Source organism: Stagnimonas sp. FW305-C-60, from assembly GCF_058782965.1.
Genome location: NZ_JBYSYF010000009.1, coordinates 82,388 through 108,446 on the forward strand (window position 1 = coordinate 82,388; position 26,059 = coordinate 108,446).

Annotated in this window: 21 protein-coding genes; 1 reads left to right on the top strand and 20 read right to left on the bottom strand. The window is 68.1% G+C overall.

The genetic code is table 11. The annotated features are described in order from the left end of the window. Positions 1 to 25 precede the first annotated feature (25 nt). The 16 genes from AC3WT6_RS17035 to flhA form a co-directional block, all read right to left on the bottom strand. The gene (locus AC3WT6_RS17035; protein WP_492654797.1) at positions 26 to 3,046 is read right to left on the bottom strand and encodes a methyl-accepting chemotaxis protein; all 3,021 of its coding nucleotides are present in this window, start codon (positions 3,044 to 3,046) and stop codon (positions 26 to 28) included. Between the two features lie 16 nt (positions 3,047 to 3,062). Further along, positions 3,063 to 3,284 carry a hypothetical protein gene (locus AC3WT6_RS17040; RefSeq protein WP_492654798.1) on the bottom strand — a complete coding sequence of 74 codons (222 nt, stop codon included), beginning with the start codon at positions 3,282 to 3,284 and terminating at the stop codon, positions 3,063 to 3,065. Positions 3,285 to 3,314: 30 nt separating this feature from the next. After that, on the bottom strand, positions 3,315 to 3,833 hold the full coding sequence (locus tag AC3WT6_RS17045; RefSeq protein WP_492654799.1) for a chemotaxis protein CheW: 519 nt from the start codon (positions 3,831 to 3,833) through the stop codon (positions 3,315 to 3,317). Between the two features lie 27 nt (positions 3,834 to 3,860). After that, positions 3,861 to 5,879 carry a chemotaxis protein CheA gene (locus AC3WT6_RS17050; protein ID WP_492654800.1) on the bottom strand — a complete coding sequence of 673 codons (2,019 nt, stop codon included), beginning with the start codon at positions 5,877 to 5,879 and terminating at the stop codon, positions 3,861 to 3,863. A gap of 280 nt (positions 5,880 to 6,159) precedes the next feature. Further along, the gene (locus AC3WT6_RS17055; protein ID WP_492654801.1) at positions 6,160 to 6,525 is read right to left on the bottom strand and encodes a response regulator; all 366 of its coding nucleotides are present in this window, start codon (positions 6,523 to 6,525) and stop codon (positions 6,160 to 6,162) included. Then, positions 6,522 to 6,890: an STAS domain-containing protein gene (locus AC3WT6_RS17060; RefSeq protein ID WP_492654802.1), complete on the bottom strand. Its 369-nt coding sequence runs from the start codon at positions 6,888 to 6,890 to the stop codon at positions 6,522 to 6,524. The genes AC3WT6_RS17055 and AC3WT6_RS17060 overlap by 4 nt, the downstream gene beginning before the upstream one ends. Before the next feature lie 146 nt (positions 6,891 to 7,036). Then, positions 7,037 to 7,582: a chemotaxis protein CheW gene (locus AC3WT6_RS17065; protein ID WP_492654803.1), complete on the bottom strand. Its 546-nt coding sequence runs from the start codon at positions 7,580 to 7,582 to the stop codon at positions 7,037 to 7,039. After that, complete coding sequence (gene motD / locus AC3WT6_RS17070; RefSeq protein ID WP_492654804.1) at positions 7,579 to 8,568, bottom strand: flagellar motor protein MotD; 990 nt, start codon at positions 8,566 to 8,568, stop codon at positions 7,579 to 7,581. Before motD ends, AC3WT6_RS17065 begins: the two co-directional genes overlap by 4 nt. Positions 8,569 to 9,279: 711 nt before the next feature. Next, entirely contained in the window at positions 9,280 to 10,020 is a 741-nt protein-coding gene (locus AC3WT6_RS17075; RefSeq protein ID WP_492654805.1) for a flagellar motor protein, read from the bottom strand. Next, a complete protein-coding gene (locus AC3WT6_RS17080; protein ID WP_492654806.1) occupies positions 10,011 to 11,744 on the bottom strand; it encodes a chemotaxis protein CheA in 1,734 nt (577 codons plus the stop codon). The genes AC3WT6_RS17075 and AC3WT6_RS17080 overlap by 10 nt, the downstream gene beginning before the upstream one ends. A gap of 27 nt (positions 11,745 to 11,771) precedes the next feature. Then, complete coding sequence (locus AC3WT6_RS17085) at positions 11,772 to 12,524, bottom strand: protein phosphatase CheZ (RefSeq protein WP_492654807.1); 753 nt, start codon at positions 12,522 to 12,524, stop codon at positions 11,772 to 11,774. A 13-nt stretch (positions 12,525 to 12,537) separates the two neighbouring features. Beyond that, positions 12,538 to 12,930 (bottom strand): chemotaxis response regulator CheY, encoded by a 393-nt coding sequence (gene cheY, locus AC3WT6_RS17090; protein WP_492654808.1) that lies wholly within the window; start codon positions 12,928 to 12,930, stop codon positions 12,538 to 12,540. Next, complete coding sequence (locus AC3WT6_RS17095) at positions 12,927 to 13,772, bottom strand: RNA polymerase sigma factor FliA (RefSeq protein ID WP_492654809.1); 846 nt, start codon at positions 13,770 to 13,772, stop codon at positions 12,927 to 12,929. The genes cheY and AC3WT6_RS17095 overlap by 4 nt, the downstream gene beginning before the upstream one ends. 28 nt (positions 13,773 to 13,800) lie before the next feature. Beyond that, positions 13,801 to 14,703, bottom strand: coding sequence for a MinD/ParA family protein (locus tag AC3WT6_RS17100; protein WP_492654810.1), 903 nt, complete (start codon positions 14,701 to 14,703; stop codon positions 13,801 to 13,803). Further along, positions 14,690 to 15,931 (bottom strand): flagellar biosynthesis GTPase FlhF, encoded by a 1,242-nt coding sequence (gene flhF / locus AC3WT6_RS17105; RefSeq protein ID WP_492654811.1) that lies wholly within the window; start codon positions 15,929 to 15,931, stop codon positions 14,690 to 14,692. Before flhF ends, AC3WT6_RS17100 begins: the two co-directional genes overlap by 14 nt. 3 nt (positions 15,932 to 15,934) lie before the next feature. Beyond that, on the bottom strand, positions 15,935 to 18,025 hold the full coding sequence (flhA, locus tag AC3WT6_RS17110) for a flagellar biosynthesis protein FlhA (RefSeq protein WP_492654812.1): 2,091 nt from the start codon (positions 18,023 to 18,025) through the stop codon (positions 15,935 to 15,937). Positions 18,026 to 18,184: 159 nt separating this feature from the next. On the opposite strand from flhA, the gene AC3WT6_RS17115 reads away from it, so the two are divergent. Next, positions 18,185 to 19,108: a diguanylate cyclase gene (locus AC3WT6_RS17115; protein WP_492654813.1), complete on the top strand. Its 924-nt coding sequence runs from the start codon at positions 18,185 to 18,187 to the stop codon at positions 19,106 to 19,108. A 10-nt stretch (positions 19,109 to 19,118) separates the two neighbouring features. Here AC3WT6_RS17115 and AC3WT6_RS17120 read toward each other — a convergent pair whose 3' ends face one another. From AC3WT6_RS17120 to fliR, 4 genes are all read right to left on the bottom strand, one after another. Then, positions 19,119 to 21,623 carry a sensor domain-containing diguanylate cyclase gene (locus AC3WT6_RS17120; RefSeq protein ID WP_492654814.1) on the bottom strand — a complete coding sequence of 835 codons (2,505 nt, stop codon included), beginning with the start codon at positions 21,621 to 21,623 and terminating at the stop codon, positions 19,119 to 19,121. Next, a complete protein-coding gene (locus AC3WT6_RS17125) occupies positions 21,620 to 23,950 on the bottom strand; it encodes a sensor domain-containing diguanylate cyclase (protein ID WP_492654815.1) in 2,331 nt (776 codons plus the stop codon). The genes AC3WT6_RS17120 and AC3WT6_RS17125 overlap by 4 nt, the downstream gene beginning before the upstream one ends. Before the next feature lie 89 nt (positions 23,951 to 24,039). After that, positions 24,040 to 25,176, bottom strand: coding sequence for a flagellar biosynthesis protein FlhB (gene flhB, locus AC3WT6_RS17130; protein ID WP_492654816.1), 1,137 nt, complete (start codon positions 25,174 to 25,176; stop codon positions 24,040 to 24,042). A gap of 4 nt (positions 25,177 to 25,180) precedes the next feature. Beyond that, positions 25,181 to 25,954, bottom strand: a complete 774-nt coding sequence (fliR, locus tag AC3WT6_RS17135) for a flagellar biosynthetic protein FliR (RefSeq protein WP_492654817.1) — start codon at positions 25,952 to 25,954, stop codon at positions 25,181 to 25,183. Between the last annotated feature and the right edge of the window lie 105 nt (positions 25,955 to 26,059).

Here is a 26,059-nt window from a genome sequence, read left to right on the forward strand (position 1 = left end):
CGGTCTCCGGTCATTGGCCTTTGGCTTAGAACTCGCTCCACTGATCGTCGGCCTTGCCGGTGGTGCCATTGCGCTTGGGCACCACCGCCATCGGCTTTACGACCGGGCGGCTGGGCGCCACCGGGCGCGCGGCGCGGGCGGCGGTCGGCCGCTCCATGCGCACCGGCGCCGGCCGCGACGGCGGCATCGCCATCGCGTAGCGCTCGTTGTTCTGCGCCTCGGAGAGCCGGAACTGGCTGACCGAGTGGCTCAACCCACCAGCCTGCTCTTCCAGCGAGCGGGCGGAGGCGGTGGCCTCCTCGACCAGGGCGGCGTTCTGCTGGGTGACTTCGTCCATCTGCGTGATGGTCTGGTTGACCTGCTCGATGCCCTGGCTCTGCTCCTGCGAGGCGGCGGTGATCTCCGACATGATGTCGGTCACCCGCTTCACGCTGCTGACGATCTCGTCCATGGTCTTGCCGGCCTGCTCGACCAGCTTGGAGCCATTGCCGACCTTCTCCACCGAGTCACCGATCAGCCCCTTGATCTCCTTGGCGGCGCCGGCGCTACGCTGCGCCAGGCTGCGCACCTCGGCGGCCACCACCGCGAAGCCGCGACCCTGTTCGCCGGCGCGGGCGGCTTCCACCGCCGCGTTGAGCGCCAGGATGTTGGTCTGGAAGGCGATGCCGTCGATGACGCTGATGATGTCGACGATCTTCTTGCTGGACTCGTTGATCGCCGACATGGTGCTGACCACTTCGCTGACCACCTTGCCGCCCTGCACCGCGATGCTGCTGGCGCCGATGGCGAGCTGGTTGGCCTGCTTGGCGTTTTCGGCGTTCTGCTTCACCGTCGAGGTCAGCTCTTCCATGCTGGAGGCGGTTTCCTCCAGCGAGGCAGCCTGCGATTCGGTGCGCGCCGAGAGGTCGCTGTTGCCGGCGGCGATCTCCTTGGCGGCGGTATTGATGGTCTCGGTGGCGAGCTTGATCTGGCCAACGATCTGGGTCAGCTGGCTGACCGTCGCGTTGGCGTCGTCCTTGAGCTTGCCGAAGGTGCCCTTGAAGTCGCCGCTGACGGTCTGGGTGAGATCACCCTGCGCCAGGGCGCCCAGCACCCGCGCCACCTCGTTGAGGCCGACATCGCTGGCCTCCAGCAGCAGGTTGATGTTGTCGGCGAGCAGCTTGAAGAAGCCCTCCTTGCCATCCAGGCTGACCCGGCGGCTGAAGTCGCCGTTGGCGGCGGCGGCGACGATGGCGCCCACCTCGTTCTCGACGGCGACTTCGGCGGTACGATCCTTCCACTCGACTACCGTGCCCAGGCGTTCACCCTGTGGATTGATGATCGGGCTGGCGACCAGGCCGAAGGTCAGGCCGCTGATCTTGATCTCGGCGCGGTGGGTGCCACGTAGGCCGGAGAGCAGCTGCATCTGGTGTGCCGGGTTCTTGTGGAAGCCGTCGATGCTGGTGCTGATCAGCTTGCGCGCCTCGAAGTTCGGCAGCGTCTTGCGCAGCTCGGCCTCGTTGCGGTTCATCATCTCGCTGACCGCATTGTTCATGTAGACGATCTGGCGCTCGTTGTTGGCGATCATGACATTGCCCGAGACATTGTCCAGGGCGTTCTTGATGCGCAGATTCTCGTCGGCGATCTTCTTCTCGCGGATGGTGGATTCCTCGACGCCGATGAGCATGGTGTTGATAGCCGAGCACAGCGCCTCGATCTGGCCACTTTTGCCCTCCATCGGCACGCGCCGGCTCAGGTCGCCCTGGGTCGCCGCAGTCAGGACCACCTGAGCCTGTTCCACGGCCTGGCGCAGAGCCTGTTCGGCGCGCACTTTTTCGGTGATATCGCTGGCGTACTTCACCACCTTGAACGGCCGACCCATCTCGTCGCAGATCGGGTTGTAGCTGGCCTGGATCCAGATCTCCTGGCCATCCTTGCGCACGCGCCGGTACTGTCCGGCGTCGTATTCGCCGCGGCCCAGCTTCTCCCAGAATGACCGGTATTCGGGGGAATTGCGGTAAGCCGGGTCCACGAACATGCCGTGATGCTGGCCCTTGATCTCGGCCAGGCTGTAACCCAGCGCGGTCAGGAACAGATCATTGGCGGTGGTGATGTTGCCCTTGAGGTCGAATTCTATAACCGCCTGCGACTTGTTGAGGGCATCAACGATGCCCTGCATGTTCTGGCGCTCGATCTCGGCCTTGGTGATGTCATAGCGCACGCCCAGGTATTTTTCCGGCTTGCCATTCTTGCCCATGAACGGAGCGATGACCGCATCCACATAGTACGGTTCGCCGTCCTTGGCGCGGTTCTTGATGACGCCGCGGAACACATTGCCGCGCCCGATGGTCGCCCACAGCTTCTTGAACGTTTCCTTGGGCATGTCCGGATGGCGGGTGATGCTGTGCGGGCTGCCGATCAGTTCTTCCGGGCTGTATTTGGAAATGTCCAGGTATTTCTGGTTGAACGACAGGATGTCGCCCTTCTTGTCGGCCATCGAGACGATGCTGGTCTCGTTCATGATGCGCGTGCGCACTTCCAGCTCCGTGCGGATTTCCTCGGCCTTGCGGAAATCATTGCTGATGTCCGTTGACAGCTCGAGAAAGCGCTGCACGGCGCCGGCGGCATTGAGGACCGGCGTGCAGACTGCCTGCACGGCCACCTCGGTGCCGGCCTTGGTCACCCGCAGGTATTGCCCGGCCTGGCTTTCGCCGCGCGCCAGATTCGCGCTGTACTCGCGATACTCGTCGCCGCCGCGATCCGCTGCGGCCACCAGAATCGAATGGTGCTGGCCGCGCAGTTCATCCAGGGTGTAGCCGTGCAGCGCGAGGAACTTATCGTTGGCGTTCTGGATGATGCCATCCGTGCCAAATTCGAGAATCGCCTGCGAGCGATGGATCGCGGCAAGCTGTGCCAGAGCTTCGTTCTGCGCCCGGCTGGCGGCCGTCGGCGCCTTGGCGACGGGGACGGGGCGGCGAGGCCCGGCGGCCTTGGGCGCTTTTGCCGGCATGGATTTCGTGACGGACTTGCCGGTCTTCTTGGACCGGACGGCGGTAGCGGATTTCATGGCGATTCGGCCCTAATTAGTGATGGGATGAGTTGATGGCGGCGGAGTGCGCGCCGGGTTTCAAAGATTCTTGAGGTGATCGCAGGCCAGACAGACGCTCACGACCACCTGCCCCTAAAAGGTCTAGACCGATCAGCACGACCAGGCCAAACAGCAAGGCCAGCAGAGCGGCAGCGGCTGCCAGCAGCGGCCCGGCAACCAGCACCTCGAGCAGCGTCATCAGGGAATCGGATTTCATGGGAGTCTCCGGAAAGCATGGGCGGGGGCCTTACTGCAGCGACTGGGCATGCGCATCCATCAACGCCATGTCGGCGCCGGACATCAGCTTCTCGATGTCCACCAGAATCAGCATGCGGTTATCGAGCGTGCCCAGACCGGTGATGTAGCGGGTGTTGATGGCGCTGCCGAATTCCGGCGCCGGACGGATCTGTTCGGCCGTCAACTGCATGACGTCGGAGACGCCATCGACCACCATGCCCACCACCCGGCGGGCGATGTTCAAAATGATCATCACCGTGAACTCGTTGTAGTCGGCGCGGCCGAGCTTGAACTTCAGCCGCATATCGACCACCGGCACGATGGTGCCGCGCAGGTTGATGACGCCCTTGATGAAGTCCGGCGCATCGGGGATGCGGGTGATGGTGTCGTAGCCGCGGATCTCCTGGACCTTGAGGATGTCGACACCGTATTCCTCGGCGCCGAGCGTGAAGGTGAGGTATTCGCGGATACCGGCTTCCACCGGATTTCCGGCGGCGCTGTGTTGGGAGTCGAAGACGGGGGAATTCATGCTCTTAAGAGCTCCTGGTCGTAGCTACTAGGCAGCCGCGGCCGGCTGCAAGCGGCGCACCAGCTCGCCGGCGTCAAGAATCAGCGCCACCCGGCCGTCGCCGAGGATGGTGGCGCCGGACATGTTGGGAACCCGGCGGTAATTGCTCTCTAGGTTCTTCACCACCACCTGCTGCTGGCCGAGCAGGTCATCGACGCCGAGCGCCAGCTTGCGGCCCTCGGATTCGATCAGGATGCAGAGGTTGCGGTCGTTCACGGCCGCGGCCGGCAGGCCGACCAGCTCGTGCAGGGCCATCAGCGGCACCATCTCGTTGCGCACCCGCACCACCCGCGCGCTGTGGCCGATGGTCTTCACGTCCTCGGGGTGCGCCTGTAGCGACTCGACCACCGCCGCCAGCGGCACGATGAACACTTCCTCGCCCACCGCCACGCTCATGCCGTCGAGGATGGCCAGCGTCAGCGGCAGGCGGATGCTGACCTGGGTGCCCTGCCCCGGCCGGCTGGCGAGATCGACCTGGCCGTTGAGGGCGAGGATGTTCTTCTTCACCACATCCATGCCGACACCGCGGCCGGAGACATCGGTGACCACCTCGGCGGTGGAAAACCCCGGCGCGAAGATCAGCTGATGCACCTCGGCGTCGCTGAGGCTGTCCGGCGCCTCCAGCCCCTGGCTGCGCGCCTTGGCGAGGATGCGCTCACGGCTCAGGCCACGGCCGTCGTCGACGATCTCGATGACGATGCTGCCGCCACGATGGCTGGCGCGCAGGCTGATGACACCTTCTTCCGGCTTGCCGGCGGCCAGACGCTCGGCGCTGGTCTCGATGCCGTGGTCGAGCGCGTTGCGCACCAGATGCGTGAGCGGATCGGCGATCTTCTCGATCACGCTCTTGTCCAGCTCGGTATCGGCGCCGACGGTTTCCAGCCGCACCTTCTTGCCGAGCTTGCCGGCGAGGTCGTGCACCAGGCGCGGAAAGCGGCTGAATACGAAGTCCATCGGCAGCATGCGGATGCCCATCACCGATTCCTGCAGGGCGCGGGTATTGCGGTCGAGCTGGGCCAGCGCGGTGAGCAGGCGCTCGTTGACCACCGGATCGAGGTTGGCGCCGGTCTGCGCCAGCATCGCCTGGGTGATGACCAGCTCGCCGACCAGGTTGATCAGCACGTCGATCTTGTCGGTGGGCACGCGGATCGAGCCGGTGGACTCGCCGGCGCTGCGGCGATCATTGCCGGAGCGGGCCTTGGGAGCGGGTGCCGCGGTCGGGCTCGCGGCCGCGGCCTTGCCGCCCTGGATCAGGGTCAGCGCCGGGCGCGTCTCGACCGCCACCGGCAGCGGTGCGATCTGCAGTTCGCATTCGTCTTCCACCCAGGCGAAGGCCTCGCGCACCGCTGCCTCGCTGGCGGAGGAGAGCAGCTCCAGATTCCAGCTGACATGACTGTCTTCCGGCTGGGTCTCGGCCAGGTGCAAGTCCTCCGGCAGCTGCGCCTCGGCGCTCAGGCTGCCGAGGCTGGCCAGCTCGCGCAGGATGCGCAGCGGATCATTGCCGGAACGGAACAGGCCTGGTTGTGGTGCGAAGCGGATGCGCCAGCCACGCGTGGCGGTCGGCGCACTGGTCGAGCCGGCGTTCGCCTCGGCCGGGGCCGGGGCGGATGGCGAAGGCTTGTTGGCCAGCGCCTGCTCCAGCGCCGCCTGATGACTGGCGATCAGCTCCAGATTGGCGGGGCGGCCATCGCGGGCGGCATTGAGCAGCTCGCGCACCGCGTCCACCGAGCTCAGCAGCAAGTTCACCAACTCGCCGGTCACCGGCCGGCTGCCACTGCGCATCTGGTCGAGCAGGGTTTCCAGCAGGTGGGTGAAGGCGGAGACCGCGGTGAAGCCAAACGTGCCGCCGCCGCCCTTGATCGAGTGCGCGGCACGGAAGATGGTGTTGATGGTCTCGGCCTCGACGCTGGCCGGATCCAGGCGCAGCAGCGCCGACTCCATAGTGTCCAGACCTTCGAAGCTTTCCTCGAAGAAGGTCTGGTGGAAGCGGGAGAGGTCCAGGCTCATGGCTTCGCTCTGCGCCTCTGCATTTGCTCCTCCCCCTGCTTGCGGGGGGAGGCCGGGAGGGGGGCGTGCGCGAGTGGCGCCTGGGTGGAAACCGCCCCCACCCTAGCCCTCCCCCGCTCGCGGGGGAGGGAACCAACACGGCTTTCGGCGATGACCTGCCGCTCGTAGGCGCGCACCGCCATCGCGGCCTTGCGCATGGGATCAGCGGCGGAACTCACCCCCGCCATCCCTGGCCGGGCGTTCGCGGCCATTGCGGGCAGTGCCCGCAAAGCATGGCCGCTCACCCCAGCACCTTGCGGATGGTGGCGATCAGCTGCTCGGGGTTGAAGGGCTTGACCAGCCAGCCGGTGGCGCCGGCGGCCTTACCCTCGGCCTTCTTCTCCGGCGTCGACTCGGTGGTCAGCATCAGCAGCGGCGTGAACTTGTAGTCCGGCAGCGTCCGCAGGTTCTTGACCAGGGTGAGGCCGTCCATGTTGGGCATGTTGACGTCGGCCAGCACCAACTTGAATTTTTCCTTCTGCGCCAGGTTCAGCGCCACCTGGCCGTCCTCGGCCTCGGTGACCTCAAAGCCGGCGGATTGCAGGGTGAAGGTGACCATCTGCCGCATCGAGGCGGAGTCGTCGACGGCGAGGATGCGCAGGCTCATGCCGCCACCTCCACCGGATTTTCCTGATTCAGGGCCAGCAGGCCCAGCAGGCTGTTCATGCCCAGCAGAGCGGCGGCGCTACGCAGGGTTTCCGAGGGCTCCTCCCAGCGGGTCTCGCGGCCAGCGGCGCGGCGGTCACGGCAGAACAGGCAGAACAGCTCCATCGCCGCGGTATGCACGGCACGCACCTCGCGCGCCTGCAGCTCCACCGGCCGCGGTTCGTCCACCGCGCCGAGCAGCTGCCGGTGCAGGGCACTGGCCTCTTCGATACCCAACTCGGCGCCCAGGGAAATGCGCGCCACCGGGTCCGGCGCGGCAGCGCTGCGGGCGGGGGGTCTTGCGACGGCGGAACGTTTGGCGGCCATGTTCTTGAGTACTCCGCATAGGGTCTAGTCGATTGCCGCGTCGGCGTCTTGACGCCACCGACCGCAGTTGCATCCCTATCGGCAAGCCCTGTACCCGCTTGAGAGTGAGCGCCCGGTGCCTGGGCCGGCAGCGATGAACGGCTGATTCAGCCGGCCTGAGCGGCAGGCAGCTGCGCGGCCAGCAAGGGGCTGGCGTCGAGCAGCGTCAGCATTCCGCCGGCATCGGCGGTGCGGCCGCAGACCAGGGCTTGCAGCGCTGGCGGGTGGATTGGTTCCGGCGCCAGAACCTCGTCGGGCATGCGCTTGAGCAGCGCCGCCATGGCATCGACGCGCAGGCCCAGACTCAAGCCCTGCTGCTCGAGCACCAGCACCGGCCCGTCGGCAAGCGCCGGGGCTTGCCCCAGCCAGAGGCCGAGATCGAGCAGGGTGACAATCTCGCCACGCAGATTGATCACACCCAGCACCGCTGGCGGCGCGCCCGGCACCGGCACCGGATGCGCCTGTGCCAGCACCTCGCGCAACTGCTGGATCTCCAGCGCATAGCGAACCTCGCCCAGCCAGAACGAAACCCAGCGACGCAGCTCCGGTGGCTCCGCCGCGATCTCGGCGGCGATCAGCTGCGCGGCCAGCAGTTCCGGGCCCGGCAAGGGCAGAGGGATAGGCATCGGCGTCGGCGGCTTGGCCAGCGTCATGGCGCGGCCGCGGCGTGATCGCCCAGACCGCTGGCGGCCGTCGCTGGCGCGGCGGGTTCGCCGACGGTGGTGGTCGGCGTAACAGTGGCGGTGGCCGGCGTCGCGGCCTCGTCCGTGGCCGGCTCGGCGGCGGCGAGTGGATCGCCGCCGTCCTCGCTGGCCAGCACCACCAGCACCACGCGGCGGTTGCGATTGCGGTTGGCGACCGAGTCGTTGGCGACCACCGGCTGGAACTCGCCATAGCCGGCCACCGACAGTCGCTCCGGATGCAGGCCGGCGCCGATCAGCACGTGCACGACGCTGGTGGCGCGCGCCGCCGAGAGTTCCCAGTTGCTGGGGAAGGTCGCGGTGGCGATCGGCATGTCGTCGGTATGGCCCTCGACCCGCAGGCGGTTGGGAAACTGCGCAAGGATGCCGCCCAGCTTGACCAGCACCGGCCGCGCCGGTTCGGCGATGGCGGCGACGCCGGAGGCGAACAGGATGTCGGTCTTGATCTCGATTTCCAGGCGGTTGTCCTTGCGCCGGACGATGACGATGTCCTTGCGGATCAGATCGCCGAGGGCCGCTTCCACCTCGCGGGCGATGCGGCGCAGGGCGTCGCGCTCGCCGGCATCGGCGGCCGCGGCGGCGCGCTCCTTCAGCGGCGGCGGCACGCCGGCCGAGGGCAGCACCGCGCCGAGCCCGTGCAGGCTGTCCGGCATGCCGGTGCCACCCTGTTCACGGCGTGGCCGAGAAGGCGATGGCGCCGGCGCGCCACCGATGCCGTGCGCGCTCTGCTCGCCGACCTGGATCGGCCGCGAAACCCTTGGCGTGCCGTGGAAGGCCTCGTTCAGCGATTCCGACAACACCCGGTACTTGCCTTCGTTGACCGAGGACATGGCGTACATCACTACGAACAGCGCGAGCAGCAGGGTGACCAGATCGCCGTAGGGAATGGCCCAGGCTTCGGCGTTGAGGTGCTCTTCGTGTTTGTGCTTTCTAGCCATGTGTTGCTCTGGCTGCTGCCTGCTCGTGGTTCGCGCGTTCGCGCTCTGCTGGCTTTGCAGGGTTTGAGAGTTTCTTTTCGCCTCTTGGCGACTCACTTTTCTTTGCTTGTGCAAAGAAAAGTAAGCAAAAGAAAGCACCCCCCTGCGTAGCGCCCCCTGCGGGGGTAAACCTGCGATGCTCGGCCCAAAGGGGCCGCTCGCGAACTCGGCGCCCTATAGGCGCCTCAGACAGGCGCTCGCTGTTATCCCCCTTTGGTCCTCCGCTTCTCGGCGCCACGAAGGGGACGGGAACGTCCACAGCACGGCGGCCTACGTCCGCCGCCACCGCAACGTCAAAAGCAACCGCAGGCGCTTGCTTCGCTCGCGCGATGTCGGCGCAGCCGACGAGCCTGAGTGCTGTTGACTTGCCCTCCCCTTCGTAAGCGCCGAGAAGCGCAGTGGTCGGGGGGTATGGAAGCGCCCGCATGTCCGAGGCGCCTATAGGGCGCCGAGTTCGGGCGCGTCCCCCCGGCCACGAGCATCGCAGGGCACCCCGCAGGGGCGCGACGCAGGGGCCTGCTTTCTTTTGCTTACTTTTCTTTGCAGGAGCAAAGAAAAGTGAGTCGCCAAGAGGCGAAAAAAAGCTATCAGGCCCTGCGCAGCCCGCAGAGCGCGAACGCGCGAACTGCACCCAAGTTGGCGAGGGTCCAAACATGCCTGTCAAGAAACCGCTCAATGCAAATACCCCGAGAGCTTCGCCTCGATATTGCGCGGGTTCTCCCCCTGCGCAATCGAGATCAGCCCCTCGATCACCAGATTGCGCATCGCCGTCTGCGCGGCAATCGCCGCCTTGAGCTTGGCCGCCATCGGCAGGAAGAACAGGTTGGCGGCGGCGATGCCGTAGATGGTGGCGGTGAAGGCGGCGGCGATGCCATGCCCGAGCTTGGACGGATCAGCCAGGTTCTTCATCACCGCGATCAACCCCAGAACCGCGCCGATGATGCCCAGCGTCGGCGAGTAGATGCCCATGCCCTCGAAGAACTTCGCGCCCTGGGTGTCGAAATGCTCCTTAGCCTCGACCTCGACTTCCAGGATGGTGCGGATGGTGTCGGGCTCGGCGCCGTCGACCAGGAGCTGCAAGCCCTTCTTGAGGAAGGGATCGGACTCGCCCTCGACGCTGCTCTCCAACGCCAGCAGGCCCTGCTTGCGCGACAGATCGCTCCACTCGACGATGCGGTTGATCAGTGCCCGGCCATCCTGCGCCGGCGGCTTGAAGATCCACTTCGCCATCTTCAGCGCGTGCTTCACCGTCGGCCCGGGCGTCTGCACCAGGATCGCGGCGATGGTGCCGAGTATCACGATCACGAAGGCCGCCGGCCCCCACAGCGCCTGGATGCCGGCGCCCTTGAGCACCGAGCCGCCGACCAGCGCACCGATCGCCAGCACCACACCGATGATCGACATCAGGTCCATGCGCGCGCTCCCAGTTCGCTGCCGGTTTCATGCGCCTGCACCAGGCTGTCGACATCCAGCACCAGGGCGACGCGGCCCTCGCCGGTGACGGTGGCGCCGGAGAATCCGGCCAGCCCCTTGAGCAAGGCGCCCAGGGGCTTCACCACCGCCTCCTCGCGACCGCGCAGGCGATGCACCAGCAGCGCCGCGCGGCGCTCGCCGACCTGCACCACCGCGACGTGGCGCTCGGCTTCGGCGGCGGCTTCCTCGGCATCCAGCCAGCGCGACAGATCGATCAAGGGCATCTCCTGCTCGCGGTGTTGCCAGCGCAGGCCGCCGACGTCTTCGACCAGGGCCTCGGGCCGCAGCGCCGCCACCTCCAGCACCTTGTCGAGCGGGATCGCGTACAGGCGCGAGCCCACCGTAGTCATCATCACCGGCGCGATCGCCAGGGTCAGCGGCAGGCTCAGCCGCAGACTGGTGCCCTCGCCCACCACCGACTCGATGGCGACGCTGCCGTGCAGGCTGACGATGCGGCTCTTCACCACGTCCATGCCGACGCCACGACCGGAGAGATCGGAGACCTCGTCCTTGGTGGAAAAGCCGGGCAGCAGGATCAGCTCCAGCGCCGATTGCGCGTCGAGACGGGCGGCAGCCTCGGCACTGATCAGGCCTTTTTCTACCGCCTTGCGGCGCAGGCGCTCGGGGTCGATGCCGGCGCCGTCGTCGCTCACCGTGATCAGCACCCGGTCACCGGTATGGCTGGCGGCCAGACGCAAACGGCCGGCGGCCGGCTTGCCGGCGGCCAGCCGCCGCTCCGGCGTCTCGATGCCGTGGTCGCAGGCATTGCGGACCATGTGCAGCAAGGGGTCGGCCAGGGCCTCGACCAGATTCTTGTCGAGATCGGTGTCCTCGCCTTCCAGCACCAACTCGATTTCCTTGCCAAGGCCGCGAGCGATGTCGCGCACCAGCTTGGGAAAGCGGGAGAACAGTTTCTTCACCGGCTGCAGGCGCAGGTTCAACACCGAGCCCTGCAGGCGGCGGGTGAGCGCGTCGAGCTCGCGCAGGCTGCGCTCGCTCTCGGCCGGCAGGCTGCCCTGCGGGTGCAGGGTCTTGAGTCGGTTGCGCACCAAGACCAACTCGCCGACCAGATTCATCAGGCCATCGAGACGCTGGGTATCGACGCGGATGCTGCCGTCGCTGTCGCCGGCGCGGCGCGCAGGCAGGCTCACCGCCTCCGTCGCGGGCGGTGGCGGTGGCACCGGCGGCAGTTCCACCGCCGCGGTCGGCGGCTGGCCGCTGCCGTGCAACTGGTCGAGCAGGGCCTCGAACTCGTCGTCACTGATGGTCGCCGCCGCGGGCGCGCCCAGCAGTTCTTCAAGATCCTTGAGCAGCGCCGCGGGTGCGGCGGCGGGAGTCTGGTGCCCGCGCACGCAGTCGAGCATGTGCTGCACCTGGTCGAGTGCCGCCAGGCTGACGTCCATCAGGCGCGCATCGACCTCGCGCTTGCCGGCGCGCAGGGCGCCAAACACTTCCTCGGCACGGTGGCAGAGCTCGGCGAGCATGCCCAGTTGCAGGAAGCCGGCACCGCCCTTGACGGTGTGAAAGCCGCGAAAGATGGCGTTGAGCAGCTCCGGGTCGTTCGGGCGCCGCTCCAGCTCCACCAGCTGCTCGCCGAGCGTCGCCACCAGCTCCCCGGCCTCGGCCAGAAAGTCGTCGCGAATGTCTTCTTGGACGGCGGACATGGCTGGGGATATTCCTTGTGATGGTGCTTACATGAACATGGCCAAGAGGGCGTCGGCGTCGTCCTGACCACTGACCGCGCCGGCTTTTTCCAGGCCCGGCACCGCCGGACCCTGCAAGCCTGTATCGGCGCTGGCGACGCGCTCTTGAGTGCCACTGCGCTGGCTGAGCAGCTTCATCAGCTCCCGCTCGACCTCGCGAATCACACCGGTCACCCGCTTCAGCAGCTGACCGCTCAGATCCTGGTATTCCTGCGCCATCGCCAGCTCCGAAAGCCGGTGGCGCAGCTGACCCTGGGTGGCGATCAGCGCGCACTCGATGCCCTCCAGATCGTTCGCCAACTGCGCCAGCGCCGGCGAGCTGCCGGCGGCCATGTGCAGGCGGGCGCGGCTGCTGGAGAGGTTCTGGGCGGTGGCGCCCAGCGCCGCCAGCTCGGCCTGGCTTTCCTCGACCAGATCCAGCGTGCGGTGCGCCGCCTTCTCGGTGAGTTGCAGCACATGGTCGAGACGGGCACCGGCGTCCGGCAGCTCGCTGGCCAGCGCGTTCCAGCGTGAATCGCTCTCCAGCGCGGTGAAGGCGGCGCGCAGATCCTGGGTGAGCTGGGCGATGCGCAGAAAGAAGCTGTCCTCGCGGCGGCGCAGCAGATCCTGCAGCCGCTCGGCGAACAGCAGATCGTCGCCCTGTTCCAGGGCCTGGGTCATGTCGCGCAGCCGGCCCAGCAACTCGTTGCGCGCGGCCTGCTCGGCCTCCGGGGCGAGCCCGGAGCTCTTGCCATCGTCCATTGCCCGCTCCTGTTTACGCCGCTTGCGCGTAGCGCTCGAAAATCTTGTCCAGCTTTTCCTTCAGGGTGACGCCAGTGAAGGGCTTGACGATGTAGCCGCTGACGCCGGCCTTGGCGGCCTCGATGATCTGCTCGCGCTGCGCCTCGGCGGTGACCATCAGCACCGGGATGCCCTTCAGGCGCTCGTCGGCGCGGATGTGGCGGAGCAGTTCGATGCCGGGCATGCCGGGCATGTTCCAGTCGGTGATCACGAAGTCGAACTGCCCGGCCTGCAGCAGCGGCAGCGCGGTCTTGCCGTCGTCGGCCTCGGTGATGTCGGAGTAGCCCAGCTCGTTGAGCAGGTTCTTGACGATGCGGCGCATGGTCGAGAAATCGTCGACCACCAGGATTTTGAGGTTCTTGTTCATGCGTGTATCTCCAGCGTCTGAGCGCTCTGGTCTTGGGGGATGGTGGTGGGAGTAACGTCGGCGCTGGCCGGCTTGGGCTTGGTGGCGCGCGCCGCGGGCTTGCGCCGGCTGCTGGCTGGCGAAACCCATTCCGCCAGATGGCCGCGCACGCGCACCAGCGCCTGGCCGTGAATCTGACAAACCCGCGACTCGGTGATGTTCAGCACCTCGCCGATCTCGCGCAGGTTCAGCTCGTCGCGGTAGTAGAGCGAGAGCACCAGCTGCTCTTTTTCCGGCAACTTGGCGATGGCCTCGGCCAGCGCCTGCTTGAATTCGCGGCTCTGCAACTGCTCGGCCGGCGAGAGGCTGTTCTGGTCTTCGATCTGCCAGGCCTCGTCGTCATCGCTATCGCGCGGCGTGTCGAGCGACAACATCTGGCACTGCACGGCGTCGGCCATGGTCTGGCGGTAGTCGTCCAGGCTCACGCCCAGGGTCTCGGCGATGTCGGTCTCGCGGGCGGCGTGGCCGAGCTTCTGCTCCAGCGCACGCATCGCCTCGCTGGCCTCGCGCACCTTGCGGTGCACCGAGCGCGGCGCCCAGTCGCCGGAGCGCAGCTCGTCAACCATGGCGCCACGGATGCGGATGCCGGCATAAGTCTCGAAGCTGGCACCGGCCGAGCCGTCGTAATGACGGGCGGCGTCGAGCAGGCCGATCATCCCGGCCTGGATCAGATCGTCGATCTCGACGCTGGCCGGCAGGCGCGCCGCCAGATGGTGGGCGATACGCCGCACCAGTTCGGCATGCTTCTGCACCAGCGCGCGCTCATCGACGGCCGGCAAGGCAAACTTCGGCATCACGCTCATGGCTCACCCCGCTGTAGACCGGCGCGGTTCACGCTGCGACTCCCTGCGGCTGTTGCAGCAGGCGCTCGACAAAGAACTCCAGATGGCCGCGGGCGGCGGTCGGCGGCACCCAGGCCTCGACACGGCGGGCGATGGCCTGGAAGGCCAGCGCCGAAGGCGAACCCGGATACAGCTCCACCACCGGCTTCTGCCGACGCACCGCGGTCTTCAGCCAGTCGTCGTAGGGCACCGCGCCGACAAAGGCGAGCGTGACGTCGAGGAAGCGCTCCGACACCCGCTCCAGGCCGGCGTAGATCTCGCGCGCCTCGCCGAGATTGGCGACCTGGTTGGCGAGCACCTGGATGCGGTTCACACCGTGGTCGCGCGACAGCACCTTGATCAGCGCGTAGGCGTCGGTGATCGAGGCCGGATCGTTGGTGACCACCACCACCACCTCCTGCGAGGCGGCCGAGAGCGTGGTCACCGAGTCGGCGATGCCGGCGGCGGTATCGACGATCAGCACGTCGATGTCACGCTTGAGTTCGGAAAACGCGCGGACGATGCCGGCGTTCTCGGCCGGCGAGAGCTCGGCCATGTTCTTCTTGCCGGAGGCGGCCGGCACCACCATCAGGCCGGCCGGGCCTTCGAGGAGGGTGTCTTCCAGCGAGCAGCGGCCTTCCAGCACATGCGAGAGGTTCCAGGCCGGGGTCAGCCCGAGCAGCACGTCGACATTGGCCAGACCCATGTCGCCGTCGAGCAGCAGGGTCTTGCGCCCGGTCTGGGCGATGGCGGTAGCGAGGTTGACCGAGACCGTGGTCTTGCCCACCCCGCCCTTGCCGCTGGCGACCGCGATCACCTTCGGCGGCGGCCGCGGGCCGCTGCCCGGGTAGCCGACCAGACGCAGGCCGGCAGCCTGGTCCTCGGGCGGACGAGCCGGCTCAGACGGCCACATGGCTGGCACCTCCGTGCTGGGCCTGGCGGCCGGACTGGGCGACCGCGTAGTCGTCAGCGAGGACCTCCTCGTCGCGCGCCTGCGGCAGCAGACGGGCCAGTTCGCAGGCGCGGCGCACCAAGTCTTCGGCGCGCACCGCGCAGAGATCTTCCGGCACCCGCTGGCCGTCGCAGACCCAGGCCAGCGCCAGCTGATGGCGTACCGCCGCCGACAAGGCCGCGCCGATGCGCGTCGCCTCGTCGAGTTTGGTGAGGATGCAGCCGGCCAGCGGCGTGGCGCGGAACTGGGCGACGATGTGATCGCAGTCGCCGGCCGAGGCGCCGCCCGGCATCACCAGGTAAGTGGAAAGCCTGCCGGCCAGCGGCCGCAGCAGCGACAGCTGGTTGGACAGCAGGCGGTCGCGCGGACCCATGCCGGCGGTGTCGATCAGGATCAGCCGGCGGTCGGCGAGCCGACCCAGCAGGGCCTCGAGCTCGCCGGCATCGCGGGCGGTCTGCACCGGCACGCCGAGCAGGCGGCCGTAGTGGAACAGCTGCTCCTGGGCGCCGATGCGGTAGTGGTCGGTGGAGACCAGGGCGATGTCGCGGCTGCCGTGACGCTCGGCGTAGCGGGCGGCGAGCTTGGCGATGGTGGTGGTCTTGCCGACCCCGGTGGGGCCGACCAGGGCCAGTACCTGCTGGCCGCCGGCGGTATCGATCAGGGGCTCGCGCGGCAGCACCGGCAGCTTGCGCGCCAGGCCGCTGAGCACACTGCGCTTGGCCTGGTCGGCGTCCTGCTCGGCGCTGACTTCGCCGCTCAGTTCGCGCGCCAGCGCCGGCTCCAGACCCAGGCCGAGCAGCGCGCGGAACAAGCCGGCGCGCTGCGGCTGCTGCATTTTCTCCCGCGACCAGGACAGCCCGGCCAGCTGGCTCTGCATCAGGCTCTTCACCTCGGCGATCTCACGACGCAGGGATGCCAGCTCGCTGTCGCCGGAGCGGGCCGACCAGGGCGATGGCGACGGTGCCGGCGTGTACTGCGGACGCGGCGCCGCGGGCGGCGGCGGCTCGGCGGCCTGCACCGCGCGCAGGGTCTGCTGCGCCGGGGTCTCGTCGTAGTCGACGGCGGCGACCACCTCGACACCATCGGCGAGCCGACGGCTTTCGAGGATGACCGCGTCGCCGGACAACTCCTCGCGGACCCGGTTCATGGCTTCGCGCATGTTGCGCGCCTGGAAACGCTTAATTTTCATGGCTTACGGACTCACGGCGGAGACCAGACGCAGCTTCTGGGTTTCGGGAACTTCGTTGAAGGCCAGCACCCGCAGGCCGGGCACGGTCTGGCGGGTGAAGCGGGCCAGCATCGGGCGCAGTGGCCCCGGCACCAGCAGCACCGCCGGTTCGCCGGCGTCCTGCTGTTTGCTGACGGCATTGGCGAGACTGGTATGCATGCGCTCTGCGAGTCCGGGTTCGAGCACGGCGGCTCCTTGGCTGAGGGAGTCCTGCAACACGCGTTCCAGGGCCGGAGCCAGGGTCAGCACCGGCAATTCGGTATTGGCGGCGACCCCGGAAGCGTCCTGGATTTCCTGCACGATCTGGCGCCCCAGCGCCACGCGCACGGCGCTGGCCAAGGTGACGGGATCCTGGCTGCGCGCACCGGCGTCCGCCAGAACTTCGGCGATGGCCTTCAAGTTGCGCAGCGGCACCTGCTCGGCGAGCAGAGCCTGCAAAACCTTGGTGAAGGCGCCCAGCGACAGCGTCTTGGGCACCAGATCCTCGACCAGCTTGGGCGCGGCCTTGGCCAGCGCGCCGAGCAGCTGCTGAGCCTCGTCGAAGCCGAGCAGCTCCGGCGCGTGCTCGCGTACCACCTGCGAGAGATGGGTGGCGATCACCGTGCCGGCATCGACCACGGTGTAGCCCAGGGTCTGGGCGTGGGCGCGGGCGCCGGGCTCGATCCACACCGCCTCCATGCCGAAGGCTGGATCGTGGGCGCGGATGCCGTCCAACTCGCCGTAGACGCGGCCGGGATTGAGCGCCATCTCGCGGTCGGGGTACACCTGTCCCTGCCCCACCGGCACGCCGGACATCAGCAGCCGGTAGGCATTGGGCATCAGCTCGAGGTTGTCGCGGATGTGCACCGGCTGGATCAGGAAACCCAGCTCCTGGGTGAGCTTCTTGCGCACGCCCTTGATGCGCGCCATCAGCTCGCCGCCCTGCTTGGTGTCGACCAAGGGGATCAGCCGGTAGCCGACCTCCAGGCCGAGCGGATCTTCCGGCCGCACATCGTCCCAGCTCAGCTCGGCCGGCGGCGGCGCGGCGCTGGGCGCGGTCTGCGCGGCCGGCTTGGCGCGCGCCTTGGCGATCAAATAGGCGCCGGCGCCGCAACCCAGCGCGAGGATCAGGAACACCAGATTGGGCATGCCGGGAATCACCCCGATCAGCGCCAGCACCGCTGCCGCCACTGCCAGCACCCGCGGCTGCCGGAACACCTGGCTGAACACCTGCTGGGCCATGTCGCTGGAGCGCGACATGCGGGTCACCAGCATCGCCACCGCCACACTGGTGAGCAGCGAGGGCACCTGCGCCACCAGGCCGTCGCCGATGGTCAGCAGGGTGTAGTTCTTCAGCGCCTCGCCGAACGGCAAGCCGTGCTGGGCGACGCCGATCAGCAGGCCGCCGAGGATGTTGATGAACAAAATCAAGATGCCGGCGACGGCATCGCCACGGATGAACTTCGAGGCACCGTCCATGGAGCCGTAGAAGTCGGCTTCCTCACGGATCTCCTCGCGGCGGGCGCGGGCGTCCTCGCGGGTCAGGAGGCCGGCGTTGAGATCGGCGTCGATCGCCATCTGCCGGCCGGGCATGGCGTCCAGCACGAAGCGGGCGCTGACTTCCGAAACCCGCTCGGCGCCCTTGGTCACCACCATGAAGTTGATGATGGTGAGGATCATGAAGACGATGAAGCCGACCGCGTAATTGCCGCCGATGACGAAATGGCCGAAGGCCTCGATCACCCGGCCGGCCGCGTGCGCGCCCTCGTGGCCGTGCATCAGCACCACCCGCGAGCTGGCGACATTGAGCGCCAGCCGCAGCAGGGTGGCGAGCAGCAGTACGGTGGGAAAGGCGCTGAACTCCAGCGGCCGCAGCACGTAGATCACCGCCAACAGGATCACCAGCGACAGCGCGATGTTGAAGGTGAACAGCAGGTCCAGCACCGGTGTCGCCAGCGGCACCACCATCATCGCCAGGATGGCGAGCAGGAACAGCGGTGCCGCCAGTCCATCGCGCGGTATGGCCTTGAGGCCGGTGGCGGCGCGGCTCAGCAACGGGTTCTTGGCGAAGGGCATGTCAGGGCGGGTGACGGAATTCCGTCTGCCCTATTGCAAGCCGCGTGCGAGCTTGGCTTTCCTGCTCCGGGAGCCAGCGCCGTGTCGGTTGATGCAGGTCATTGCACCTGGCCGGCAGGGACGCAAACTGAAAATAAGTCCGCTCTGAGATGCCGCCAGATGACCGCCCTGCCCCCTACGCAATTGCAGGCCATGCTCGGTCAGCTCGACCAGGCGCTGTACAACCACGAGCAATGGACCAAGGGGCTGCTGCGCGGCCTGGTCGCCAGGCTGCCCGCCGACGCCGCCGATCTGCGCCCGGACGCCCACCATCGCTGCCGCTTTGGCCAATGGGCCGACAGCAGCGAGGCCGATCCACTGCGCCAGCACCCCACTTTCCTGGCGCTAGGCCAGACCCATGAACAGATGCATCGGCTGGCGGCCGGGATGCTGCAACGCGGCGGTGATGGCCTGCCAGTCTCGGCGACCGAGTTCGACCAGTTCGCCAACGCCCTGGACCGGGTGCGCCTGGAGATTCAGTCGCTGCGCCGCGAGCTCTCCGAAACCCTGCAGAACCGCGATGTGCTGACCGGCGCCCGCAACCGCGTCAGCCTGCTTTCCGACCTGCGCGAGCAGCAAGCCCTGGTGCGCCGCAAAGTTCAGAGCTGTGCGCTGGTGATATTCGACCTCGACCACTTCAAGCAGGTCAACGACAACTACGGCCACCTGGCCGGCGACGCGGTGCTGGCAGCCACCGTGCAATGCGTCCAGGCCGGGCTGCGGCCCTATGACCGCGTCTATCGCTACGGCGGCGAGGAGTTTCTGATCCTCCTGCCCGGCAGCGATCTACCAGCGGCGACCGCGATGGCGGAGCGGCTGCGGGCGGCGATCGCCGAGCTGGTGGACTCGCCCGCAGCCGCCACCCGTCCGCCCTATGTCACCGCCTCGTTTGGCGTCAGCCTGCTGGATGCCTCGGCCACCGTCGAAGAGTGCATCGACCGCGCCGACCGGGCGATGTACGCGGCCAAGGCTGGCGGTCGCAATCGAGTCGAGGTCTGGTCCCCGGAGGCGCTGGCACAGGACAGGGCCGACAAGACGGCGTAGCGGAGGAAGCCTAGCGGCCGCCACCCAGTACCGCCGGGGTCGAGTGCCCCAAGCGGCGCTGCCGGCGCTGCTGCTCCAGCGCCTGCGCGGCCTGTTCCAGGAGCTGCGGCGGCGATTCGGCGTCGCGCGGGTACAGTGCCAGGCCCACCGACAGTTGCACCGGCGGCAGCGGCTGCCCTCGCGGTGAAAACAGCAGGCCCTGCAACTGCGCCTGCATGCGCTCGGCCGCGTGCAACGCCTGCTCGGGTTCATCACCCACCAGCACCATCGCGAATTCGCCGGGGCCGTGGCGGAACAAGGGCTCCTCGGTGCGGATCGCCTGTTGCAGCAGATCGGCGATCTCGCGCAGCAGGCCATCGGCGGCGTCCAGACCAAAGCGCTCCAACAGGCTGCCGTAGTCGTCGATGTCCAGACGCAGCAGGCAGAAGCCGCGGCCCCCGCGCGCCTGCTCGGCCGCGCGGCGGCGTAGGTGCTGCTCCAGCTGCTGGCGGTTGCCCAGTCCGGTGACCGGATCGTGCACCGACTGCCGGCGCAGCTCCTCGCGCAGGCGGACATTGCCGATCGCCAAGCCCACCTGCTCGGCCAGGCTGTGCAGCAGCACCGGCTCCGGCGCCCAGCCATCGGGGCGATAGCTCCAGGTCAGGGACAGCACGCCAACGGTTTCGCCCAGCGCCACCAGCGGCAGGCAGGTCTGCGGCCGCTCGTTGCCGACATGTTCGTTGTGACTGCACCGCAGCTCGTCCAGGCAGTCCTCGATGCGGTGCTCGCGGCCGCGCCGCACCGCCCAGCAATCGGCGGGCGCGAAGCCCACCACCGGCGGTTCGGCGCTGCCCCAGTATTCCTGCAACACGAAGCGGTCGGGACTGTCGCCAACCAGGTACAGCGCCGCCTCGGCCTCCGGGAACAGGCGGCGGCCGGTATGGGCGACGATCTTCATTGCCTCCTGCATGTCGCGGGCGCCACCCAAAAGGCCGGTCATCTCGGCGATGCGGCGCAGATCGCGGCCGCGCCGCTCGGCGTCGTTGATCGCCTCGTGCAGCTGGTTGGTGCGCTGGTTGACTCGGTTTTCCAGGCTGGCGTTGAGCGCCTGCACACGCGCCTGGCTGGCCTTGAGGTCGCTGATGTCCTCCAGCACCTTCACGTAGTGGGCGGGCGCGCCTTCCTGGGCCTCGATGCGACGGGCGTTGAGCACCATCCAGGCATCGCTGCCGTCCTTGCGCCGGTAGCGCTTCTCGCAGCGATAGCCAGGCAATTCGCCGGTGAGCATGCGTCGCGCCAGCAGCTGGTCATGGCCGGGGTCGGCAGGATGCGTGAGCGACTCCATGTCCAGCGCGCGCAACTCCGCCTCGCTGTAGCCGGTGAGTTCGCAAAGACGCTGGTTGACCGACAGCCAGCGACCCTGCTCATCGAGCAGGGCGATGCCGACGCCGGCCTGGTCGAACAGACCGCGCAACAGCGCCTCGTTGCGACGCAGGTTCTGGGTCGCGCTCTGCTCCTCGCTGACATCGTCGACCAGGGCAAACACCGACAGCACCTCGCCCTCGGCGTCACGCAGGATCGAGTTGTACCAGCAGCATTGCGCCACCGAACCGTCGCGGCGGTAGTTGCGGCAGTCGATCATCAGCTGCTGCTCGCGGCCCTCGCGGATGCGCCGGCCGAGCGCACGCACCGCCGGCTCGTCGTCCTCGTGCACAAACGGCCAGTCGAACGGACTCTTGCCGAGCACCTCGGCAGCCGACCAGCCGAAGATCTGCTCGGCACGCGCCGACCAGGCGGTGAGGCGTAGATCGGCGTTCCACTCGATCACCGCCAGCGGCGTGTTTTCGATATGAAACTGCAAGACCTGCCGCTGCCGCGCCCACAGCCCCTCGGCCTGCTGCGCCAGTTGCCGCGATTCGCGCTCGGCGGCGGCGGTGGCGGCCAACTGGTCGGCGAGACGCTTCTGCATCCAGGCCGCGCTGAAGATCAGCAACACCAGGGTGCCATGCCCCAGCCACACGTAGACCAGGGTCGCCAGCAGCATCGGCCGGGGTTGGGCGGCCTGCCATTGCGGCATGGTCTGCACCGTGGTGAGCGTCGCCATCAACAGCCAGGCGGCGACGCCGGCCAGGGCCGAACTCGGATACGGCAGCAGCACCAGGATGGCGACATACAGCAGCACGTAATACGAGAACACCGGCATGAACAGGCTCTGCCCGGGGTCATCGAGCAGTGGTCCGTTGAGAACCATCAGCAGCCGCTCGGCCAGCAATAGTGTCGCCGCGCCCAGCGATAGCGAAGCGGCCGGCAGGTAGCCGATCCAGTGGCGCCACAGCGCCAGCGACAGCCCCAGCATGATCGCGCCGACGGAGAGGAACAGGGCCGGCTCGAAGGCTTCGACGGAAGGCACCTGGCGCAGTACCCAGGCGTAGCTGAAGCACAGTGCGACCGTCAGCAGGTTGTTGACCAGCAGGGTGCTTCGCTGCTCGCCCAGCTGCGGCAGCCAGGACAGCGCCGCGGGCGGCTCCCGTCTCATGAGCACTGCGCCTGCGGCGGTTGCCGCGGCGAGCGGCTCAGCTGGTCGTAGCGCTGCGAGCGGTTGCGGCCGGCGTGCTTGGCGGCGTACAGAGCCTCGTCGGCGAGATTGAGCAGCGCCTGGACCTCGCTGGCGTCGGTGGGCAGGCAGGCGATACCGATCGACACCGTGACCGCCGGCAGGATCTGCCCGCGCCGGGATACCCGCAGCGCCTGCATCTCGTTGCGGATGCGCTCGGCGGCGCGCAGCGCCTCTTCCGGATCTTCGGTGGCGAGCACCATCACGAATTCCTCGCCGCCGAGACGGAACACTGCCTCCTCGACGCGGGCACAGCGGCGGAACAGCGCCGCCGCCTCCTGCAACACCCGATCGCCGGCCTCGTGGCCAAAGCGGTCGTTGATGGTCTTGAAGTAGTCGAGGTCGAGCAACAGCAGCGCGCAGCCACGACCGGTGCGGACATGATCGCCACCGCGCTGGCGCAGATGCTCTTCGAGCTGGCGGCGGTTGAGCAGGCCGGTGAGCGGATCGTGCTGCGCCTGGCGGCGCAGCTCCTCACGCAGGCGGACGTTGCCGATCGCCAGGCCGATCTGCTCGGCCAGGCTGCGCAGCAGCACCTGGTCCGGCGCCCAGCCGGCGTCGGCGCGCCAGGACAGGCTGAGCAGGCCCAGGCGCTCGCCCAGCGCCATCAGCGGCAGGCAGCTGTGCGCCTGGCTGTCGTTGCGCTCGCCATGATGGCGGCAGCGCAGCGGGTCGTCGGCCTCCTCGACCCTATGCTCATGGCCGCGACGCAGGCCCCAGCAGTGGTCGGCGAGCAGGCTTTCTTCCGGCCGCGCGCCGCTGCCCCAGTATTCGCGCAGCTGCAGGCGCTCGGGCGCCTCGGTGGAGAGATACAGCGCGGCGTCGGCAAGCGGAAACAACGTGCGGCAGCTGCGGCCGACGATGCGCATCGCCTCCTCGACATCGCGGGCGCCGGCCAACAGGCCGGTGGTCTCGGCCACCTGCGCCAGCTCGACATTGCGCTGCTCGGTGGCGGTCACCGCCGTACGCAGCTGCTGGGTGCGCTCGCCGACCTGCCGCTCCAGCGAGCTTTGCAGCGACTGCATGCGCAACTCGGCGGCCTTGCGGGCGCTGATGTCCTCGATAACCGAGACGAAATAGGCCGGCGAGTCGGCGGTGGCCTCGATGCGGCCGACGTGCAGCAGCACCCAGACCAGCGAGCCGTTCTTGCGCACATAGCGCTTCTCGATCTGATAGCCGGGGATCTCACCAGCCAGCACCTGGTGCGCCAGATCGACATCCTTGGCGAGGTCTTCGGGGTGGGTGATGCTCTGGAAGTCGGTGCGCAGCAGCTCGCCCTCGGTGTAGCCGGTGATCTGGCAGAGGCTGCGGTTGACCTTGAGCCAATGCCCCTGGGCGTCGAGCAGGGCGACGCCGACCGAAGCCTGGTTGAACACGCTGCGAAATCGCAGCTCGTTTTCGCGCACTTCGCGCAGAGCCTGCTCGCGGGCGGTGACATCCTGACTGAAGGTGAACAGCGAAGTCAGCCGGCCGCTGGCGTCGCGCAGCACCGAGCGGTAGGTCTCGACCATCAACGCGCTGCCATCGCGACGGCGACAGCGGCAGACCACCTCCGGCAGCGCCCCCAGCTCGGTGCGCAGCTCGCGCAGCCAGCGCGGACGGTTGCCCTGCTCCTCGGCGGCGATCAGGCCCAGCTCGCGGCAGCTCTTGCCCAGCGCCTCGGCGCTGCTCCAGCCGAAGATCGCCTCGGCGCGCTGCGACCAGCTGCGCACCCGCAGCCGCGCGTCCCATTCGATCACCGCCATCGGCGTATTGCTGAGATGGAAGTGGTGCACTTCCAGATGCTCGGCCAGGGCGTTGCGGGCCCGCCTGGCCTCGGTGACATCGCAGGCGGAGGGAATCAGATAACGCGGCCGGCCGCGACGGTCGGTTTCGGCGCGCAGGTAGAGATCCATGATCCGCAGGCTGCCATCGGCGACGGCGATCTCCAGATCCTCGCGCACCACCTCGCCCGCCAGCGCCCGCTGCACCGCCCGGCGCAGCTGCTGGCGCGAGGCCGGCAGGCCGGCAACCAGGGGAATCTCCCAGACCGGCAGGCCGACCACCGCCTCGCGCGTCGTGGCGGCGGCGGCCAGAGCCGGCTCGTTGGCTTCCAGGACCGCGCCACGGGCGTCGAGCAGGCCGACGAATATCTGCGGGTTCAGGCCGTTGAGTATCTGCGCCCAGCGCCGGTTGTCAGGCTGCCAGCGCGCGCACAGGGCGTCTACGAATCGCCGTAGCGCCTGCTTGAGCGTAGGGGCCTCGCGCATCGACTCTCCTTGTTGCACCGGCCTGTGCCTGATTTTTCTTCATTAGCTTTCAGGGTAGCCCCGAAAAGCGGTTTGGACCGACAAACGCATCAATCCGGCTGGCCGTTCGGTAAACCCTCGTCGATGCGCGGTGGTACCGGTGCCGCCGCCGGCCGTCGGCCACTCTGGATCTCGCGCAGTTGATAAACATAGCTCAGCACCTGCGCCACCGCTTGGTACAGGGCCGAGGGAATCTCGGCGTCGAGCTCGCAGCCACGATACAGGGCACGCGCCAGCGGCGGCGCCTCGACCAGGGGCACCCGGTGCTCGGCGGCCAGTTCGCGGATCGCGCGCGCCAGCTCGTCGGCGCCCTTGGCCACCACCCGCGGCGCGCGGTCCTTGCCGGCGCTGTAGCTGAGCGCCACCGCGTAGTGCGTGGGGTTGGTGACCACCACGTCGGCGGTCGGCACCTTCTCCATCATCCGGGCGTTGGCCATCTCCTGCTGCAGACGGCGGATTTTGGCCTTGACCTCGGGCTTGCCCTCGCTCTGCTTGTATTCGTCGCGCACTTCCTGCTTGGTCATGCGCAGCTGCTTGGCGTGCTGGAAGAGTTGCCAGGGCACGTCGATGGCCGCGATCAGCAAGAGGCCGCCACCCATCCACAACAGGGCGTTGAGCGCCAACCGCAGCCCCTCGGCAACGGCACTGGCGGCCGGCAGCGAGGCCAGGCCCTGCAGGTGCTCGCGATCACTCCAGATCACACCGGCGGCGATGGCGGCGATCAGCAGGAACTTGAGCAGTGCCTTGAACAGCTCGGCCAGGCTGTTGGCGGAGAAGATGCGCTTGAAGCCGCTGAGCGGATTGACCCTTGCGAAGTCGGGCGCCGCCGCGCCGGGGCTGAAGTTCCAGCCGCCGATCAGCATCGGTGCCACCAGCGCCGCGATCGTGGTGAGCAGCAGGATCGGCAGCACCTGCAAAAAGCCCTGCCCGGCCAGTTCCGCCGCGCGCGTGGCCAATAGGCTGGGGTCGTCCAGCGCCGGGACGATGCCGGCATAGCTCTGCCGCAACAGCGTGGCCGCGCCCTCGGCGGCGGAGCCGCCCCAGGCCAGCACACCGCCGGCGCCAGCCAGCACCACCGCCGCCGCGCTCAGTTCGCGCGAGCGCGGCACCTGGCCCTTCTTGCGGGCATCGGCGAGGCGCTTGGGCGTTGCGCGTTCGGTACGGTCTTGGGCAGAGGATTCGCTCATGCCCCTACCCTGCAAGCAGCATGCTCAGCTGCTGCGCGGTTTCGGTGAGCAGGCGGGCGAACACCTCCTGCATGCCGCCCAGGCTCAGGGTGAGCATGACCAGGCCGGCGGTGAGCGAGATCGGAAAGCCGACGCCCATGATGTTGAGCGAGGGCGCGGCGCGGCTGAGCACGCCGAAGCCGAGATTGACCAGCAGCAGCGCGCACATGGCCGGCAGGGCAATCAGCAAGCCCCCGGCGAACAGCCGCGTGCCCTGTTCCGCCAGGCCGCGCATGGCCACAGCCCCCAGGCCTTGAGGCCCCACCGGCAGTGCCGTGAAGCTGGCGACCAGCCAGTCGAGCAGGGCGTGATGGCCCCCTAGCGCCAGGAAGCTGAGCACCGCCAGCGCGTTGAGGAAGGCGCCCAGCACCGGCGAGGCGGTGCCGCGCAGGGGATCGGCCATCTGCGCGAACGACAGGCCCATGGCCACCGAGATCAGCTCGCCACCCATCAGCACCGCCTCGAACAGCAGGTGCAGGAGCAGACCCAGGGCCAGGCCGATCAGGAGCTGCTGGACGATGGTCAGCAGGCCGTCGCCGCCGAACAGCTGCAGGGGCGGCATCGCCGGCAGCGCGGGTGCGACGGCGATGGTCAGCACCAGGGCGAGCATCAGCCGCAGGCGTGCCGGCAGCGTGCGGCTGCCGAACAGCGGCGCGGCCATCAGCGCGGTGCCGATGCGCAGGAAGGGCCAGAACCAGGCACCCAGCCAGGTCAGCAGTTGCTGGTCGCTCAGGTGCATTTTGCGTTCGCGCGTTCGCGCTCTTTTGGCTGCGCTGTTGGTGCGAGCTTTTTTTCGCCTCTTGGCGACTCACTTTTCTTTGCTTGTGCAAAGAAAAGTAAGCAA

Coding starts and splice junctions, on each gene's coding strand:
- AC3WT6_RS17100 (WP_492654810.1), bottom strand. CDS start 14,703: ATGTGGCCGTCTGAGCCGGCTCGTCCGCCCGAGGACCAGGCTGCCGGC.
- motD (WP_492654804.1), bottom strand. CDS start 8,568: ATGGCTAGAAAGCACAAACACGAAGAGCACCTCAACGCCGAAGCCTGG.
- AC3WT6_RS17075 (WP_492654805.1), bottom strand. CDS start 10,020: ATGGACCTGATGTCGATCATCGGTGTGGTGCTGGCGATCGGTGCGCTG.
- cheY (WP_492654808.1), bottom strand. CDS start 12,930: ATGAACAAGAACCTCAAAATCCTGGTGGTCGACGATTTCTCGACCATG.
- AC3WT6_RS17065 (WP_492654803.1), bottom strand. CDS start 7,582: ATGACGCTGGCCAAGCCGCCGACGCCGATGCCTATCCCTCTGCCCTTG.
- flhB (WP_492654816.1), bottom strand. CDS start 25,176: ATGAGCGAATCCTCTGCCCAAGACCGTACCGAACGCGCAACGCCCAAG.
- fliR (WP_492654817.1), bottom strand. CDS start 25,954: ATGCACCTGAGCGACCAGCAACTGCTGACCTGGCTGGGTGCCTGGTTC.
- AC3WT6_RS17040 (WP_492654798.1), bottom strand. CDS start 3,284: ATGAAATCCGATTCCCTGATGACGCTGCTCGAGGTGCTGGTTGCCGGG.
- AC3WT6_RS17115 (WP_492654813.1), top strand. CDS start 18,185: ATGACCGCCCTGCCCCCTACGCAATTGCAGGCCATGCTCGGTCAGCTC.
- AC3WT6_RS17045 (WP_492654799.1), bottom strand. CDS start 3,833: ATGAATTCCCCCGTCTTCGACTCCCAACACAGCGCCGCCGGAAATCCG.
- AC3WT6_RS17095 (WP_492654809.1), bottom strand. CDS start 13,772: ATGAGCGTGATGCCGAAGTTTGCCTTGCCGGCCGTCGATGAGCGCGCG.
- AC3WT6_RS17050 (WP_492654800.1), bottom strand. CDS start 5,879: ATGAGCCTGGACCTCTCCCGCTTCCACCAGACCTTCTTCGAGGAAAGC.
- AC3WT6_RS17085 (WP_492654807.1), bottom strand. CDS start 12,524: ATGGACGATGGCAAGAGCTCCGGGCTCGCCCCGGAGGCCGAGCAGGCC.
- AC3WT6_RS17080 (WP_492654806.1), bottom strand. CDS start 11,744: ATGTCCGCCGTCCAAGAAGACATTCGCGACGACTTTCTGGCCGAGGCC.
- flhF (WP_492654811.1), bottom strand. CDS start 15,931: ATGAAAATTAAGCGTTTCCAGGCGCGCAACATGCGCGAAGCCATGAAC.
- flhA (WP_492654812.1), bottom strand. CDS start 18,025: ATGCCCTTCGCCAAGAACCCGTTGCTGAGCCGCGCCGCCACCGGCCTC.
- AC3WT6_RS17035 (WP_492654797.1), bottom strand. CDS start 3,046: ATGAAATCCGCTACCGCCGTCCGGTCCAAGAAGACCGGCAAGTCCGTC.
- AC3WT6_RS17125 (WP_492654815.1), bottom strand. CDS start 23,950: ATGCGCGAGGCCCCTACGCTCAAGCAGGCGCTACGGCGATTCGTAGAC.
- AC3WT6_RS17055 (WP_492654801.1), bottom strand. CDS start 6,525: ATGAGCCTGCGCATCCTCGCCGTCGACGACTCCGCCTCGATGCGGCAG.
- AC3WT6_RS17060 (WP_492654802.1), bottom strand. CDS start 6,890: ATGGCCGCCAAACGTTCCGCCGTCGCAAGACCCCCCGCCCGCAGCGCT.
- AC3WT6_RS17120 (WP_492654814.1), bottom strand. CDS start 21,623: ATGAGACGGGAGCCGCCCGCGGCGCTGTCCTGGCTGCCGCAGCTGGGC.